A 15643-nucleotide genomic window follows, 5' to 3' on the forward strand; every position below is an offset into this window, starting at 1 on the left:
TCCGGCTGGCCTGAATCACTCTCTTACACCAGCGCCCAAATCAGCCAGATTAGCGCAAAGCCGGTCAGGCCCATAATGGTGGTCAGCACGGTCCAGGTTTTCAGTCCGTCGGCTACCGACAAGCCAAGATAGCGCGTTACTACCCAAAAGCCTGCATCGTTAACGTGCGACAGCCCTAACGAGCCAAAACAGGCGGCCAGCGTAACTAACACGCGCTGGATGTCACCTGCTCCGCCAACAGCAGAAGTAAGTAAACCGCTGGTCGTCAGAATCGCTACGGTAGCAGAGCCCTGTGATGCACGCAGCGCCAGCGACAGAATAAACGCGGCCGGAACCAGCGGCAGATGGAGCGTTTCCAGCGCGGTTGCCAAAGCTTTACCCACGCCGGATTCCACCAGCACTTTACCGAACGCGCCGCCCGCTCCGGCTACCAGAATCACGCTTGCCGAGCCGGGGATCGCCCGGCCAGTCAGATCTTCCAGCTTATCCTTGCTCCAGCCGCGACGTACGCCCAGCAGCCACGCGGCCAGTCCAAGCGCAATCAGTAACGCAATTGGCGGCGTGCCGATAACCATCATGATTTTGCGCAGCACGCTCTCTTCCGCCAGCAGCGAATGCGCCAGCGTCCCCAGAACGATTAACGCGATAGGTACGATGATCAGGCCGGAAATGGTGAGCGCGCCCGGCGGTGCAGGTTCGTTCTTCTTCTCTGTGCCTTCCGGCTTCGCCATCTGTAAGCTTTCCAGCACCTCTACCGAAAGCTGGTAGCGACGCTTATTCATTACTTTCGCCACATAGTAGCCCACCACGCTGACCGGTACGGAAATCACCAGGCCCAGCAGCATCAGCCAGCCCATATCGCTATGCAGAATGCCCGCCGCCGCCGCTGGCCCCGGATGAGTAGGCAGTGCCACATGCACAGTTAGCATCACGCCCGCCATCGGCAGGCCAAACTTTATCGGCGAAACGCGGGCAACTTTGGTAAAGCCATAAATCAGCGGGATCACGATAATAAAGCCGACTTCAAAAAATACCGGGATCCCGAGAATAAACGCCGCCATCGTCAGCGCCGCAACGGTACGCTTCAGGCCCAGCGTTTTGCTGAAGCGCTGGGCCAGCGACTCCGCGCCGCCGGAAGCTTCGATAACCGCGCCCAGCATAGCGCCCAGCACGATAATAATGGCGATATGGCCAAGCAGGCTGCCCATCCCGCTCATAATCACTTCCATGATTTTTTCGGACGGAATACCGGTAGCCACCGCGACCAGCAGACTGACAATCAATAGCGCAACAAACGGATGGACTTTGGCTTTAATAACCAGCAGCAGCAAAATAACAATGCTGGCGGTCGCGATAGCTAACAGCAAAGCGGTGGACATAGTAAGCCTCGGATAGTTTTTATCTTTTTATCGGGAGGGTGCAGGTAAAGCCGGTGCCACAGCACCGGAAACAGGATCAGGCATGTTTAGCCCAGGGTTTAAACCAGCCAAGGCCTTCCAGCGTACCGTTGCGCGGAATATATTCGCAGCCGATCCAGCCGTCGTAGCCCACTTCGTCCAGCAGGTTAAACAACCATGGATAGTTGATTTCGCCTTCATCAGGTTCGTGTCGGTCTGGCGCAGAGGCAATCTGCACATGACGATAGCGACCGACATTGTCGCGGATTAGCTGACTAAGGTTGCCGTCAACCAGCTGCGCGTGAAAAAGATCGAGCTGCGTAAAGACGTTTGGCCGATCGATTTGCTGCATCATCTCCAGCGTCTGATGCTGACTGGCATAGAGGTAGTTTGGTTTGATCTTCGGGCCAAGCGCCTCCAGCAAGATATTGATGCCGTGTGGTGCAAAACGATCTGCTGCATAGTGAATATTGCTGATAAAAGTATCCACGTAGGCCTGACGATCCATCCCTTCCTGTACCACACCGGCCATGATATGGACCTGCGGCACGTTCAGCGCCAGCGCGTATTCCAGCGCGCTGTCAATATCTGCCCGTGCATCCGCTTCACGGCCCGGAATGGCGCTAACGCCCCACTCACCGGCCTGAACGTTACGCGCCGCCGTATTAAACAGCACCAGCTTAAGCTGATTATCATCCAGCAGTTGTTTCAGCTGCGCCGCGGGATAGTCATAAGGAAACAGAAACTCTACCGCTGTAAAACCGGCGCTAGCCGCAGCGGCAAAGCGCTCCAGAAAAGGCACTTCGTTAAACTGGGTAGACAAATTTGCGGCAAACTTCGGCATTATCGACTCCTTAATTCTGTAACTTCGGCATCGCTGAGGTAACGAATGGAGCGATCGCCAAGCGTAAAAATCAGACGAGCCGTTTCTTCCAGCTCTTCCGTGTTATCGGCCGCTTCCCGCAGTGATTTCCCGACGACGACCGAGCCGTGGTTAGCCAGCAAAAAGCCGCGATAGCGACCGGCCAGCTTAGCCAGATCTTCCGCCAGGCGCATATCGCCAGGTTTGTAATAAGGCACCACAGGTACATCACCGACGCGCATCACCACGTAAGGCGTGAAGGGACGAATGCAGTTCTGCTTATCCAGCCCTTGCAGACAGGAAAGCGCGGTAAGGTAGTGGCTGTGCAGATGGACTACCGCTTTACACTCAGGATCGTTTAGATAGAGCGCGCGATGAAAAGCGATCTCTTTAGAAGGTTTATCACCGGAAAGCCATTCGCCTTCCGGCGTCACTTTCGACAGACGGTCACCATCCAGTTCGCCCAGACAAGAGCCGGTAGGCGTGGCCAACAGATTGCCGTCTTCTAGCAGCAGGGAAAGGTTACCCGCCGAGCCGGTTGCATAGCCGCGTGTAAAAAATGAAGCGCCCAGCTTTACCATCTCCTGCCGTGCTTGCTGTTCAGTCATCATGAAAACTCCTGTGCACGGCGAAAGAACTGTTCGTCACCGAAGTTGCCTGACTTCAGCGCCAGCGATAACGGCTGGTGGATATCGCGCACCCACGGAACGCCGGGCGAAATGGTCGGCCCAATATGAAAAGCGGTTACCTCAAGGCTTTGCGCCACCACGCCGGACGTTTCGCCGCCCGCTACGATAAAGCGCTGCCAGCCACGCGCTTTAAGTTCACGAGTAACCAGCGCGAACAACTCTTCCACCGCTGCGCTACTACGCTGTGCGCCATATTTCTGCTGAATAGCCTGTAACTGTTGCGCGTCGGCAGTGGCATAAAGCAGCGGGGCCAGCGGCTGGTCACTGTTATCAGCCACCCAGTCGCATAGCTGCCCTGCATACGCCTGCACATTCTCCAGACAGCGCGTCACCTCCACTTCACAAGATGGTGCCAGCTGGCGATAAGCGTTAACCTGCCGGTTAGTCATTTGCGAACAGGAACCGGAGATAATGATTGCGCGATCGCCACGCGGCCGCCCTTTTGTTTCGGCATCTTCTTGCGTAGCGGATGTTGCCCACTGCCGCGCCAGTCCTGTCGCCAGCCCGGAACCGCCGGTCACCAGACGCATATCGCGCAGCGCTTCGCCCTGGACGAGTAAATGCTGCTCGTTAAGCGCATCCAGCACCACGTAATTCACACCCTGACTGGCAAGCTCATTCAGTTTTGTACGGATAGCCTCCGCGCCTTGATCCTGTACCGCAGCGGCAATCAGGCCCGCTTTCCCCTGCGATTGTCGCTCCATCAGACGCAGCAGGTTGCTGTCCGTCATCGGCGTAACAGGATGGTGACGCATACCGGAATCTGACAGCAGCTGCTCGCCGACAAACAGATGGCCCAGATAAACGGTTCGGCCGTTTACCGGCAGCGCCGGACAAATAACCGTTTGCGTTTCGCCAAGCTCAGCCAGCAGCGCGTCGGTTACCGGGCCGATATTGCCCTGTTCCGTACTGTCAAAGGTTGAGCAATATTTAAAGTAAAAACGATCGCAGCCCTGCTCCTGTAGCCAGCGCAGCGCGGCCAGCGACAGGTCGATGGCCTGATCCACCGGACAGGAGCGGGATTTCAGGCTGACCACGATTGCCTGCGCGCCCGGCGTCTCCTGCTGCTGAGGCACGCCGTTGAACTGAATAGTCGCCAGCCCGTTTTGCACCAGAAAACTGGCGATATCGGTCGCGCCGGTGAAGTCGTCGGCGATAACACCTAAACGCGTCATGCTTGCTCCTTGCCTTCCGGCAGCGTGATACCGCTAAAAATTTTGATCACTGCGCTATCGTCTTCCCGGCCATAGCCTGCGTTGCTGGCTTCGGTAAACATATTCAGCGCGGTTGAAGCCAGCGGCAGCGGGAAATGCAGTGATTTTGCCGTTTCGCTGACCAGGTTGAGGTCTTTAACAAAAATATCGACGGCAGATTTTGGACTGTAGTCACCATCCACAACGTGCCGCATGCGGTTTTCAAACATCCATGAATTGCCTGCCGCGTTGGTGACAACGTCATACATCGTCTCCAGCGGGATACCGGCACGGGCCGCCAGCGCCATCGCTTCTGCGCCCACTGCGATATGCACGCCGGCCAGCAGCTGATGAATAATTTTTACGGTAGAACCTAACCCGATTTCGCTACCTACGCGATAGACTTTGGCGGCAACCGCATCCAGCACCGGCTGTAAACGTTCAAATGCGGCGTCGCTGCCGGAGGCCATGACCGTCATATCACCGGTAGCCGCTTTTGCCGCACCGCCGGAAACTGGCGCGTCCAGCATCAGCAGCTGGTGCTGCGCTAATTTCTGCTCAATCTGCTGCGCATCCCGGGCGGAGATAGTTGAAGACACCATCACCACCGTGCCCGGCTTCAGTTTCGCGGCCAGGCCGTTATCGCCGAACAGGATTGCGTTCACCTGAGCGGCATTTACCACCAGCAGCAGCACGGCTTCAAGGTTACCGACAAAGCTGTCGGCAGACGTCTGCGCATCACGTGCGCCAGCCTGACGCAGCGTTTCCAGCGCGGCGGGATTGAGATCTACTCCCCAGGTATTCAGACCTGCACGAATGCACGACGTCGCCGCGCCCATACCCATAGAACCTAAACCAATCACACAAACGTTTGAAAGTGGCACGCTGGCCTCCGGTGTTAAATTAAGTGATTATTTGTTCGATGTTGTTAATCTTGCCAGCCTGGCTGCTGAATAAATGTGCCACGCATCACAAAAATGATTCTGCGTGTGATAGCGAACAAATTTTCACATCCGCACCAGTCCTGAAACGGCACGCGTTTCGCCACGCTACGCACGCTTTTTTTTATTCGCCTGCTGCTGCATTTCCATTACAATGTGAAAAATTGATAAATTTCACAGGAGTGATTGTGATCCCGGTCGAACGACATCAACAGATCCTGGCGCTGGTTGCCGAGCGCGGCGTAGTGAGCTTTAGTGAACTGACGGAACGGCTCGGCGTTTCCCATATGACCATTCGCCGTGATGTACAGAAACTGGAAGAACAAGGCGCGCTTCTTTCCGTCTCAGGGGGCGTACGCTCTGCTGAAAGGCTGGCATCGGAACCTTCGCATCTGACCAAAACTGCCCTGTACAATGCGGAAAAGAATGCGATTGGCCGTTATGCCGCACAGCAGATCCCGCGCAACAGCTGTATCTATATTGATGCAGGAACAACGACGCTGGCGCTGGCGCGTGAGCTGGTTGACAGAGAAGATCTGCTGGTGGTGACCAATGACTTTATGGTGGCTAATCTGCTGATGGAATCCAGCGGCTGCCGAATTATTCATACCGGCGGTACGGTCTGCCGTGAGAATCGCTCCTGCGTAGGTGAAAATGCCGCACGCAGCCTGCGCAATCTGGCGATCGACATCGCCTTTATCTCCGCCTCCTGCTGGGGGCCGCGCGGGCTTTTTACGCCGGACGAAGATAAAGTGACGGTGAAACAAACAGTCTGTGAGGTAAGCAGCAAACGCGTGCTGCTTAGTGACAGCTCCAAATTCAATAAAATTGCTACCTTTCTGGCGCTGCCGCTGAACTGCTTTGACAGCATTATCACCGATACCCAGCTTGGTAAAGCGGCCCAGGAAGCGCTGGGCGATGGAAGCTGGACGCTGGTCCTTGCGCCCTGAAGGGCCGCCCTGGCACCCTCAAAAGAAGCGGTTTACTCTCTTAGCGGACGATGCCCCTTCTTTTTTGTAAGAAGCGGTCTATTTCCTTTGCTAACTCTAAGGTATTTGCAGGCATCTGGCAGGGTCTGTCATGTGTAAAAAAACCTTTTTGCTGACCGCTTCCTGCAATCAAAACATTCGCGGCAAATCGTGAGCAATTATTAGTGAAAATCTTAAATTTATTTACCGATGCAAATTCATTAATATATTGTTCCATGCTGATAATATTCAGACCGCCGATATAAACCACATTTGACATTTTTATTGTATCTTTCCAGCCGGTCGATTCCCTGTATATTATATCCACCAGCTGTTCATGACATAAATCACCATAGTATACCACCCCATCGCCATATGCCGAAACAATACTCCAGGTATCTCTCTCGCAAAATATTATTGCACTATGCCTTGCTTTACAATAAGTTAACAGGGCGACATTTTTCCCTGATGAAGACATTTTATTTATCACCTCCGTAATGCGCTCACAGGTATTACTGTCAGGGTGTATCCTGTGCTTATGGTGGAAAAATGAAGAAACATAGCATCGCAAACCGCGTAATGCTTTATGTTTCTTAATGTCATCCGGCGTTTTATTATGCTTTAATGTATAAGAATTCTTTTTCAAATCTATTTCCCGCTGCGTGTGTCGCTTAAATATAAAAAAGGACGTTTGATATTATTCGACTCAGGTGGAAACAGGTTGATTAGCATCAAGCTTCAGTGCGTTGCCCCACAGAGGCAACGCTCCCCGCGCAATAGTCTATGATTTCATCAAAAGCTTGCATCGCCGGAAAGGCCGCGCGGTGCCTCACGCTGTGATAAACGAGGCTATGGAATGGGATCAACATTTAGCAAAACCTGGGGCGCGGAGTACGTGGCCGCCGACACGGTCCGTTTTCGTTTATGGGCAACGGGACAACAAAGCGTAAAGCTACGGCTCGCTGGCCACGATCGCGAGATGACCCGGGATGAAGACGGCTGGTTCACAGCAGAAATAAGCGGCATTGCGCCGGGCACCGAGTATAACTTTGTGCTTCCTGACGGCATGGTGATACCCGATCCGGCCTCGCGTGGCCAGAAAGCGGATGTTAATGGCCCCTCGTTAGTCATTAACCCGGAAAGTTATAGCTGGCAGCACCCGTGGCAAGGTCGCGCGTGGGAAGAGTCCGTCGTTTATGAAATGCATATCGGCACCTTCACGCCGGAAGGCACTTTTAAGGCTGCCATTGAGAAATTACCTTATCTGGCCGGGCTTGGCGTTACGATGCTGGAAGTGCTGCCCGTCTCGCAGTTTGGTGGCAATCGTGGCTGGGGTTACGATGGCGTGCTGCTTTACGCACCGCATTCCGTCTACGGCACGCCGGATGACTTTAAAGCCTTTATTGACGCCGCGCACGGTCATGGCCTGTCGGTGGTACTGGATATCGTGCTCAACCACTTCGGACCGGAAGGCAACTATCTGCCGCTGCTGTCGCCCGACTTTTTCCATAAGGAGCGCGTCACGCCCTGGGGAGCGGGTATCGCTTACGATGTCGCAGCGGCCCGCCAATATATTGTGGAAGCCCCGCTCTACTGGCTAAAAGAGTTCAACCTGGACGGCCTGCGCTTTGACGCTATCGATCAGATTGAAGATATTTCAGCAAAACACGCGCTGATTGAAATCGCCGAGCGCATCCGCAGCGAAATTACCGACCGGCCAGCGCACCTGACCACCGAAGACAGCCGCAACGTCATTTTCCTGCATCCGCGTAAGGAAGACGGTTCTGCGCCGTTGTTTACCGGCGAATGGAATGATGATTTTCATAACGCTATACACGTTTTCGCGACTGGCGAAACGCATGCCTACTATCAGGACTTTGCCAGAGAGCCGGAAAAACTGATTGCCCGTATCCTGACGGAAGGTTTTGCTTATCAGGGCGAAGTCTCGGCGCAGTCCGGCGAAAAACGCGGCGTAGCCAGCGCGGGCCAGCCGCCGGTCGCCTTCGTCGATTTTATCCAGAATCACGATCAGGTCGGTAACCGCGCGCAGGGGGAAAGGCTGATTCAGCTCGCCGGTGCCGAACGTACCAGAGTGTTGCTGGCCACGCTGCTGTGCTCGCCGCATATTCCGCTGCTGTTTATGGGCGAAGAATATGGCGAAACCAACCCTTTCCTGTTCTTCACTGACTTCCATGGCGATCTTGCCAGAGCGGTACGCGAAGGCCGGGCCAGAGAGTTTCAGGGCCATGCGGGACATGAAGATGAAAGCGTGCCCGATCCGAACGCGGAAAACACTTTTCGTCTCTCAAAGCTGGACTGGAACAAACTGCAAAGCGAAGAAGGCAAGGCCTGGCTGGCCTTCAGTAAAAGCCTGTTGACGCTGCGCCAGCAACATATCGTTCCGCTGCTGGCAAACGCTGGCGGCCACAGCGGTAAGGTAATTAATACCGCGCCGGGCTTCTTCGCCGTCAGCTGGACTTTCCCCGATGGTACGCTTTCTCTTGCGCTGAATATCGGTGAAAAAACGCAGCCGCAGCCTGAATTGCCGGGCGAGACTCTGTTCAGCTGGCCGCAGGAAGCTAAAGAGCTGGTGCAAAATTCTATTATTGTTCGTCTTGCCACGAGAGAGCCAAAGTGAATATTCCCGCAGCGACCTACCGCATTCAGTTTCGTAACGGTATGACCTTTGATCGTGCCGCCGCGCTGGTGCCTTATCTTAAGGCGCTTGGCATCAGTCATCTTTATGCTTCACCCATCTTTACGGCGCTTTCCGGCTCCACGCACGGGTACGATGTCACCGACGCCAACGAGATCGACCCCGCCATCGGTGGCCGTCAGGGCTTTGAGCGCATGGTAAAAGCCCTGAAGGACGCCGGGCTGGGCCTGATTTTAGATATTGTGCCAAACCATATGGCTTCTTCGCTGGAAAACGCCTGGTGGCGCGACGTGGTTGAGTATGGTGAAAAAAGCCGTTACGCCCGTTACTTTGATATCGACTGGTCGCGCCGCCTGACGCTGCCGTTCCTTGGCGATGACTTTGCCACCGAGCTGGAAAATGGTGCGATCACCGTTCGGCCCGATCCGCAAACCGGCAAACCGGCGCTGGCCTATTACGAAACGTTTTATCCACTGACGCCCGACAGCTGGCAGGGTCGTGAAGAAGAAGTGCTTCAGCTGACCGACAGCGCAAAAATAGCGGAGCTGCACGAGCAGCAGCCCTATCAGCTGATGAGCTGGCGTGACGCGCCGCGCGATCTTTCTTATCGCCGCTTTTTTGAAATAACCGGGCTGGCTGGCGTGCGGGTTGAAGACGAAGCCGTGTTCAACAATGCGCATCGTCTGGCGCTAGAGCTGGTGCATTCCGGGGCGGTTGACGGGCTGCGTCTCGATCACGTCGACGGCCTTGCCGATCCCAAAGGGTATCTGGAGCGTTTACGTCAGGCCGTGGGCCCAAATTGCTACCTTACGGTCGAAAAAATTCTGGCCAAAGATGAGCAGCTGCCGGCGGACTGGCCCGTTTCCGGCACCACCGGCTACGAGTTTATCGCCACCCTGGCGGAAGCGCTGGTGGATGGCGACAAAATCCGGACGCTGCGCAAAACCTATGAAGAGATTCTGGGCAAGCCGGTAGATGTCGATGCCGAACTGCGCGCGGCCAAAATGTTGATGGCGACGCGCAATTTTGCCGGAGAAGCAAACAGGCTATTACAGCTGGCGCTTTCCATTGCCCGTCGCGATAACGAAAGCACGGATGAAAAAGCCTTGCTCTCAGCGCTGCGTGAGCTGCTGGTGGCCTTCCCTGTTTATCGTACCTATGGTACAGCCGAAGGGTTACCGGCGGCCGATGCCGATCTTCTGCTGAAAGTCGTGGAAAAAGTACAGACGGCCGATGGTGAAACGCTGGGCTTCCTGACGCGCGTGCTGGCTGGCGAAGTTTCAGCGGCGGCACAGCAGGAAGCCGCCGTTTTCCGTACGCGCTTCCAGCAGCTGACCGGGCCGCTGATGGCAAAATCGGTCGAAGACACGCTGTTCTTCCGTTTGCATCTTGCGCTGGCGCTGAACGAAGTGGGTGCCGAACCGATGCCGGATACCTTTTCGCTGGCACGCTTCCATGCGGAAATGCAAACGCGACTGGAACGGCAGCCGGATGGGCTTTCCGGCACCACCACCCACGATACCAAGCGCGGCGAAGATGCCCGCGCACGGCTTTATACGCTGACCGAAGCGCCGGAGAAGTGGGCTGAACACGTTAACCGCTGGCGGCAGATGAATCACGTTAAGGTGATGAAACTGACGGACGGCCCGGCGCCTAAACCGGCGGTAGAATGGATGCTGTATCAGGCGCTGGCCGGCGTCTGGCCACCTCAGCTTCAGCCCGATGACGCCGCAGGATTAAAAGCGCTGGAGGAGCGATTCCTGGGCTTTGTCGAGAAAGCGCTACGCGAAGCGAAGCTGCGTACAGACTGGGCAGACAGCAACGAAATTTACGAGAATGCCGTGCTGGACTATGTGCGTCACCTGCTCTCGCCGGAAAATAAGGCTTTTCTGCTGGATTTCACATCGGCGCTACAGCCGTTTATTCACGCGGGCCTGGTTAACGGCCTTGCCCAGACAGCCATAAAGCTGACGGCGCCTGGCGTGCCGGATATTTATCAGGGAAGCGAAACGCTGGATTTCAGCCTTGTCGATCCTGACAACCGTCGCGAACCCGATTTCGCCGCGCTGGAGAAGTTGCTGCAAGATACCGCATCCGTAGACTTCAGCCGCGAAGAGCACTGGCTGGATGGCCGTTTGAAGCAGCATATTATTGCCAGCGTGCTGCCTTTACGTCATCAGCAGCCGGAACTGTTTCGCAAAGGCGCTTATCTGCCGCTGGCGGTAAGCGGCATCCGAGCTAAGAGCGTGGTGGCGTATGCGCGAACGGGTGATGATGCCGCGTTAATCGTTATTACGCCAAGGCTTGTGCTGGATTTAATGCAGCAAGGCCACTGGAAGGATACCGACATCGCGTTACCGTCACAGCTTGCCCATCGCCGCTATTACAATGTTATCAGCGGCGAAGAGCTGGCGCTGGAAAGCAGCATTAATTTGAACGGTCTCGACTGCCGCTCGCCGCTGATTTTGCTTAGCCGTTAACTCAGACGCCGGTCTTTGCAGACCGGCATCATTTTACCGTACGTCCGGCCCCGCTTTTTGCCTTTCAACATAGCGAAGTAATTTAACAATACCGCCCTCTGTAGTTATTGCTGGCATCCGTGCGCAGAGCGTGAAAGCGCTATTGTTGGTAAGTTATGTAACAGTCAACCCACCAGTCGCCCGTCATTTGTAACTAAATTAACTTAAATATGACATTTTTTAGTTTTGTAACTAAAAACAGGTGCCATTCGGCATAACAATATTTTAATATTTACAACCACTTTTTAACTAATGTCAAATTCCGACTTGTGACCTGCCATGAATAAATCAAAAAAGCTTCTTACATCGCTTTCGCTGTCAACTTTACTGATTTCTTCAGCGATCCACGCTGAAACTACACCAGAGAAAACCGACGTCCTGCTGATCGGCGGCGGCATCATGAGCGCCTCGCTGGGTACGATGCTGGAAGACGTGCAGCCAGACTGGAAACAGATCATGGTGGAAAAACTGGATGCCGTGGCGCTTGAGTCTTCCAACGGCTGGAACAACGCCGGTACTGGCCACTCTGCCAACATGGAACTGAACTATACGCCTGAGCGCGCCGACGGGACTATCGACGTCAGCAAAGCACTGGAAATCAATGAAGCCTTTATGATTTCCCGCCAGTTCTGGACTTCTCAGGTGAAAAGCGGCGTGCTGAACAACCCGCACTCTTTCATTAACTCGACGCCACACATGAGCTTTGTCTGGGGCGACGACAACGTTAACTATCTCAGCAAGCGCTACGCCGCGCTGCAAAAAACCACCCTGTTCCAGGGCATGAAATTCTCTACCGATCAGGATCAGATCAAGCAGTGGGCACCGCTGATTATCGAAGGCCGCGATCCTAAGCAGAAAGTTGCCGCGACCTGGACGCCAGTCGGCACCGACGTAAACTACGGTGAAATCACTCGTCAGCTGACCGCCAGCCTACAGAAAAACAGCAACTTTAAGCTGGAAACGTCGTCAGAAGTGACCGATTTCAAACGTAACGGCGACAACTCCTGGCACGTCACGATCAAAGACGTGAAAAACGGCAGCGAGCGCGCTATCGACGCGAAATATGTCTTTATCGGCGCTGGCGGCGGCGCGCTGAAGCTGTTACAGAAAACCGGTATTCCGGAAGCAGACAACTATGCGGGCTTCCCGGTTGGCGGTTCGTTCCTGGTCACTGAAAACCCGGCCATTACCAGCCGTCACCTGGAAAAAGTTTACGGTCAGGCTTCCGTAGGCGCGCCGCCAATGTCCGTACCGCATCTGGATGCGCGTAACCTGGACGGTAAGCGTGTAGTGCTGTTTGGGCCGTTCGCGACCTTCTCTACCAAATTCCTGAAAAACGGTTCGCTGTTCGATCTGCTGGGCACCACTACCACCAGCAACTTTATGCCGATGACGCACGTTGGCCTGGATAACTTTGACCTGGTGAAATACCTGATCGGTCAGGTTATGCTGAGCGACGACGACCGTTTCGCTTCGCTGAAAGAGTACTATCCGGACGCGAAGAAAGAAGACTGGAAGCTGATTCAGGCAGGTCAACGCGTACAGATTATCAAGAAGGACGCGGATAAAGGCGGCGTGCTGAAGCTGGGAACGGAAATCGTTACCGACCAGCAGAAAACCGTTGCGGCCCTGCTTGGCGCCTCGCCGGGTGCTTCTACCGCGGCCCCTATCGCTATTAACGTGATGAAGAAGCTGTTCCCGGAGCAGTTTAACTCACCTGAGTGGCAGGAAAAGATCCATAAAGTTGTGCCGACTTACGGCCAGACGCTGAACGGCAACACCGCGCTGACGCAGAAAGTCTGGGATGACACGGCAGAAACCTTACAGCTGACCAAACCACCGGTCATCAACATGCCTGCTCAGGAACCTGCACAGTCAACCATTACCGGCCAGGCGGAGAAAACCCCGGCCAAACACGATATGGCGCTGTAAGCTTCGCTTTATACGTGAGAAAGCTAAAAATAAAGGGCGGCTGGTAGCCGCCCTTTTTCTTTTGCACCCGCGCCTGAAACGAGCTCCCTGTATAGAAAACGTTCCGCCCAACAACGCGGTTACCTCTGTTCCCTTAGCGTAGCGTCCCCGACGTTTCCGTTGCCTCTGCATGCTCCAGCACAATCGGAATGCTTTTATAGGCAGGGATCCCGCTTTCGGTGTCAAAGCTGTCCAGCGGCACCATCACGTTAGCTTCCGGATAGTAGGCGGCGACCGAACCCGGTGCCATGTCGTACACCACTATCGTCAGGTTATCCAGCCGTCGCGAAGTTTTGTTGCCGTCCGGATCGAGCGCAACCATATTTACCTTATCCCCCACGCGCAGCTGGCGGCTTTCCGCCTCTTCAGCAGAGATAAACAGAACATCTCGCCTGCCGGTAACCCCACGATAGCGGTCGTTTAAACCATAGAGCGTCGTGTTGTACTGGTCGTGGCTGCGCAGCGTGGTCAGCACCAGATCGTGGCATTTCAGCGAGCGAGGATCTTCATTGATGCCCTGCATCACCTTAAACTCCGCCCGTCCGGATGGCGTCAGCCATTTACGTTCGGACGCCGCGTTATAAAGCCTAAAACCACCCGGTTGCAGGATATTGCGATTAAAGTCCTTAAACGCCGGAAATACTGCTTCAATGGCTTCGCGAATAAAACTGTAATCGCCGATCATTCTGTCCCAGTTCACCTTAGTGTCAGGCAGCGTTGCCTTCGCCAGCCCGGCCACGATAGCGGGTTCTGACTTCAGCCATGGCGAGGCGGGTTTCAGCGATCCGCGGGAAGCATGCACCATTGACATAGAATCTTCGACGGTGACGCTTTGTTCGCCAGAAGCCTGTCGGTCAATTTCGGTACGGCCAAGCACCGGCAGCAGATAGTTGTGTTTACCCAGCAGCAGATGTGAACGGTTCAGCTTGGTCGCCATATGCACGACCAGGTCGAGCTTGCGCATCGCTGCGAACGTCTGCTGCGGATCGGAGATAGCCTCCGCCAGGTTACCGCCGAGGCAAAGCAGCGCTTTCGAACGACCGTCGCGAATCGCCTGAATCGCCTGCACGGCACCGTGACCATGGTGCTGTGGCGGCTTAAAGCCGAAGACCTTCTCAAGGCTGTCCAGCAGCGTCTGCGGCGGAATTTCGGTAATGCCGACGGTACGATCGCCCTGCACGTTAGAATGACCGCGCAGCGGGCAAATTCCGGCGCCTTTTTTCCCGATATTGCCGCGCATCAGCAGCAGGTTAGCAATCTGCTGAACGTTTTGCGTGCCGTACTGATGCTGCGTAATCCCCATGCCGTAGCAGATAATGGTTCTCTCAGAAGCGGCATAGAGGCGCGCAATTTTTTGAATTTCTTCAAACGACATCCCGGAAACTTTGAAGATATGCTGCCAGTCGGTGCTCTCCAGATCGGCTTTTAGCGCTTCAAAGTCCTGCGTGTGCTCATTGATAAACGCTTCATCCAGCACGCCAGGCTGACCGGCTGCCAGTGCTTTATCGTGCATGCTAAGCAGGCATTTCATGACGCCTTTCAGCATCGCCGCATCGCCACCTACCCGCACTTTATAGTAGGTGGAAGCCAGCTCGGTGGAGCTGAGCGAAAGCATTTCAACCGGGCTTTGCGGCGAGGTGAAACGTTCCAGACCACGCTCGCGCAGCGGGTTAATTGCGACGATAGTTGCGCCACGCTTAGAGACTTCCCGTAGCGTGCCCAGCATCCTTGGATGGTTGGTGCCGGGATTGTGGCCAATGCAGATAACCAGATCGCAATGGTCAAAATCTTCCAGCTCAATGGTACCTTTACCGATGCCGATTGACTGCGGCAGGCCCACGCTGGTCGGCTCGTGGCACATGTTGGAACAGTCCGGGAAGTTATTGGTGCCGTATTCGCGCGCAAAGAGCTGCCACAGGAAGGCCGCTTCGTTGGAAGCCCTGCCGGATGTATAAAACTCCACGCTGTCCGGATCGTCATAGCTTTGCAGCTTTTCGCCTATTTCACGAAAGGCGGTTTCCCATTCGATGGGCTGATAAGTGTCGGTTGCCGCATCATATTTCATGGGATGCGTCAGGCGGCCTTCGCCTTCCAGCTCAAAAGCGTTGCGGTGCCACAGTTCACTGACGGTATGGGCAGAGAAAAATTCGGGCGTGGTGCGCTTGCTGGTGGCTTCCCAGGAGACGGCCTTCGCGCCATTTTCACAAAATTCGAAAGAGGAGCCGTGGCGAGGATCGGGCCATGCACAGCCCGGACAGTCAAACCCCTGCGGCTGGTTAACTTTAAAAAGCGCAATGACATCCTGCTTTACAGACATCTGGCCACGCAGCGCGTCGGCAACGGCTTTCAGTGCACCCCAGCCGCCGGCTGAACCGCCATAGGGCGCAATACCGATTGTTTTATTTTCCTGTTTCATACCACTCCGCGTCACATTTGCTTAATCCAGC

11 protein-coding genes are annotated in these 15643 nt (G+C 54.9%); 4 read left to right on the top strand and 7 right to left on the bottom strand.

Annotated elements, in window-relative coordinates:
• Positions 1–23: 23 nt before the first annotated feature.
• From ACMGGR_RS09995 to ltnD, 5 genes are all read right to left on the bottom strand, one after another.
• A complete protein-coding gene (locus tag ACMGGR_RS09995; protein ID WP_246759440.1) occupies positions 24–1379 on the bottom strand; it encodes a GntP family transporter in 1356 nt (451 codons plus the stop codon).
• Between the two features lie 76 nt (positions 1380–1455).
• Positions 1456–2241: an HPr family phosphocarrier protein gene (locus tag ACMGGR_RS10000; RefSeq protein WP_414148804.1), complete on the bottom strand. Its 786-nt coding sequence runs from the start codon at positions 2239–2241 to the stop codon at positions 1456–1458.
• The gene (locus ACMGGR_RS10005) at positions 2241–2867 is read right to left on the bottom strand and encodes an aldolase (protein WP_414148945.1); all 627 of its coding nucleotides are present in this window, start codon (positions 2865–2867) and stop codon (positions 2241–2243) included. Before ACMGGR_RS10005 ends, ACMGGR_RS10000 begins: the two co-directional genes overlap by 1 nt.
• Positions 2867–4123 carry a 3-oxo-tetronate kinase gene (gene otnK, locus ACMGGR_RS10010; RefSeq protein WP_414148805.1) on the bottom strand — a complete coding sequence of 419 codons (1257 nt, stop codon included), beginning with the start codon at positions 4121–4123 and terminating at the stop codon, positions 2867–2869. Before otnK ends, ACMGGR_RS10005 begins: the two co-directional genes overlap by 1 nt.
• On the bottom strand, positions 4120–5025 hold the full coding sequence (gene ltnD, locus ACMGGR_RS10015; RefSeq protein WP_246759437.1) for an L-threonate dehydrogenase: 906 nt from the start codon (positions 5023–5025) through the stop codon (positions 4120–4122). The genes otnK and ltnD overlap by 4 nt, the downstream gene beginning before the upstream one ends.
• Positions 5026–5270: 245 nt before the next feature.
• Here ltnD and ygbI point away from each other — a divergent pair, with 245 nt between their 5' ends.
• Positions 5271–6032, top strand: coding sequence for a DNA-binding transcriptional repressor YgbI (gene ygbI / locus ACMGGR_RS10020; RefSeq protein WP_414148806.1), 762 nt, complete (start codon positions 5271–5273; stop codon positions 6030–6032).
• Positions 6033–6072: 40 nt separating this feature from the next.
• On the opposite strand, the gene ACMGGR_RS10025 is transcribed toward ygbI, so the two are convergent.
• Complete coding sequence (locus tag ACMGGR_RS10025) at positions 6073–6696, bottom strand: hypothetical protein (protein ID WP_414148807.1); 624 nt, start codon at positions 6694–6696, stop codon at positions 6073–6075.
• Between the two features lie 210 nt (positions 6697–6906).
• Here ACMGGR_RS10025 and treZ point away from each other — a divergent pair, with 210 nt between their 5' ends.
• From treZ to mqo, 3 genes are all read left to right on the top strand, one after another.
• Positions 6907–8688: a malto-oligosyltrehalose trehalohydrolase gene (treZ, locus tag ACMGGR_RS10030; protein ID WP_414148808.1), complete on the top strand. Its 1782-nt coding sequence runs from the start codon at positions 6907–6909 to the stop codon at positions 8686–8688.
• Positions 8685–11186, top strand: coding sequence for a malto-oligosyltrehalose synthase (gene treY, locus ACMGGR_RS10035; RefSeq protein WP_414148809.1), 2502 nt, complete (start codon positions 8685–8687; stop codon positions 11184–11186). Before treZ ends, treY begins: the two co-directional genes overlap by 4 nt.
• A 318-nt stretch (positions 11187–11504) precedes the next feature.
• Entirely contained in the window at positions 11505–13157 is a 1653-nt protein-coding gene (gene mqo / locus ACMGGR_RS10040) for a malate dehydrogenase (quinone) (RefSeq protein ID WP_246759431.1), read from the top strand.
• Between the two features lie 133 nt (positions 13158–13290).
• Here the strand turns inward: mqo and ACMGGR_RS10045 are convergent, their stop codons facing one another.
• Complete coding sequence (locus tag ACMGGR_RS10045; protein WP_414148810.1) at positions 13291–15612, bottom strand: FdhF/YdeP family oxidoreductase; 2322 nt, start codon at positions 15610–15612, stop codon at positions 13291–13293.
• Between the last annotated feature and the right edge of the window lie 31 nt (positions 15613–15643).

The sequence above is a fragment of the Erwinia sp. BNK-24-b genome (genome assembly GCF_047456155.1).
GTDB lineage: Bacteria > Pseudomonadota > Gammaproteobacteria > Enterobacterales > Enterobacteriaceae > Erwinia > Erwinia phyllosphaerae.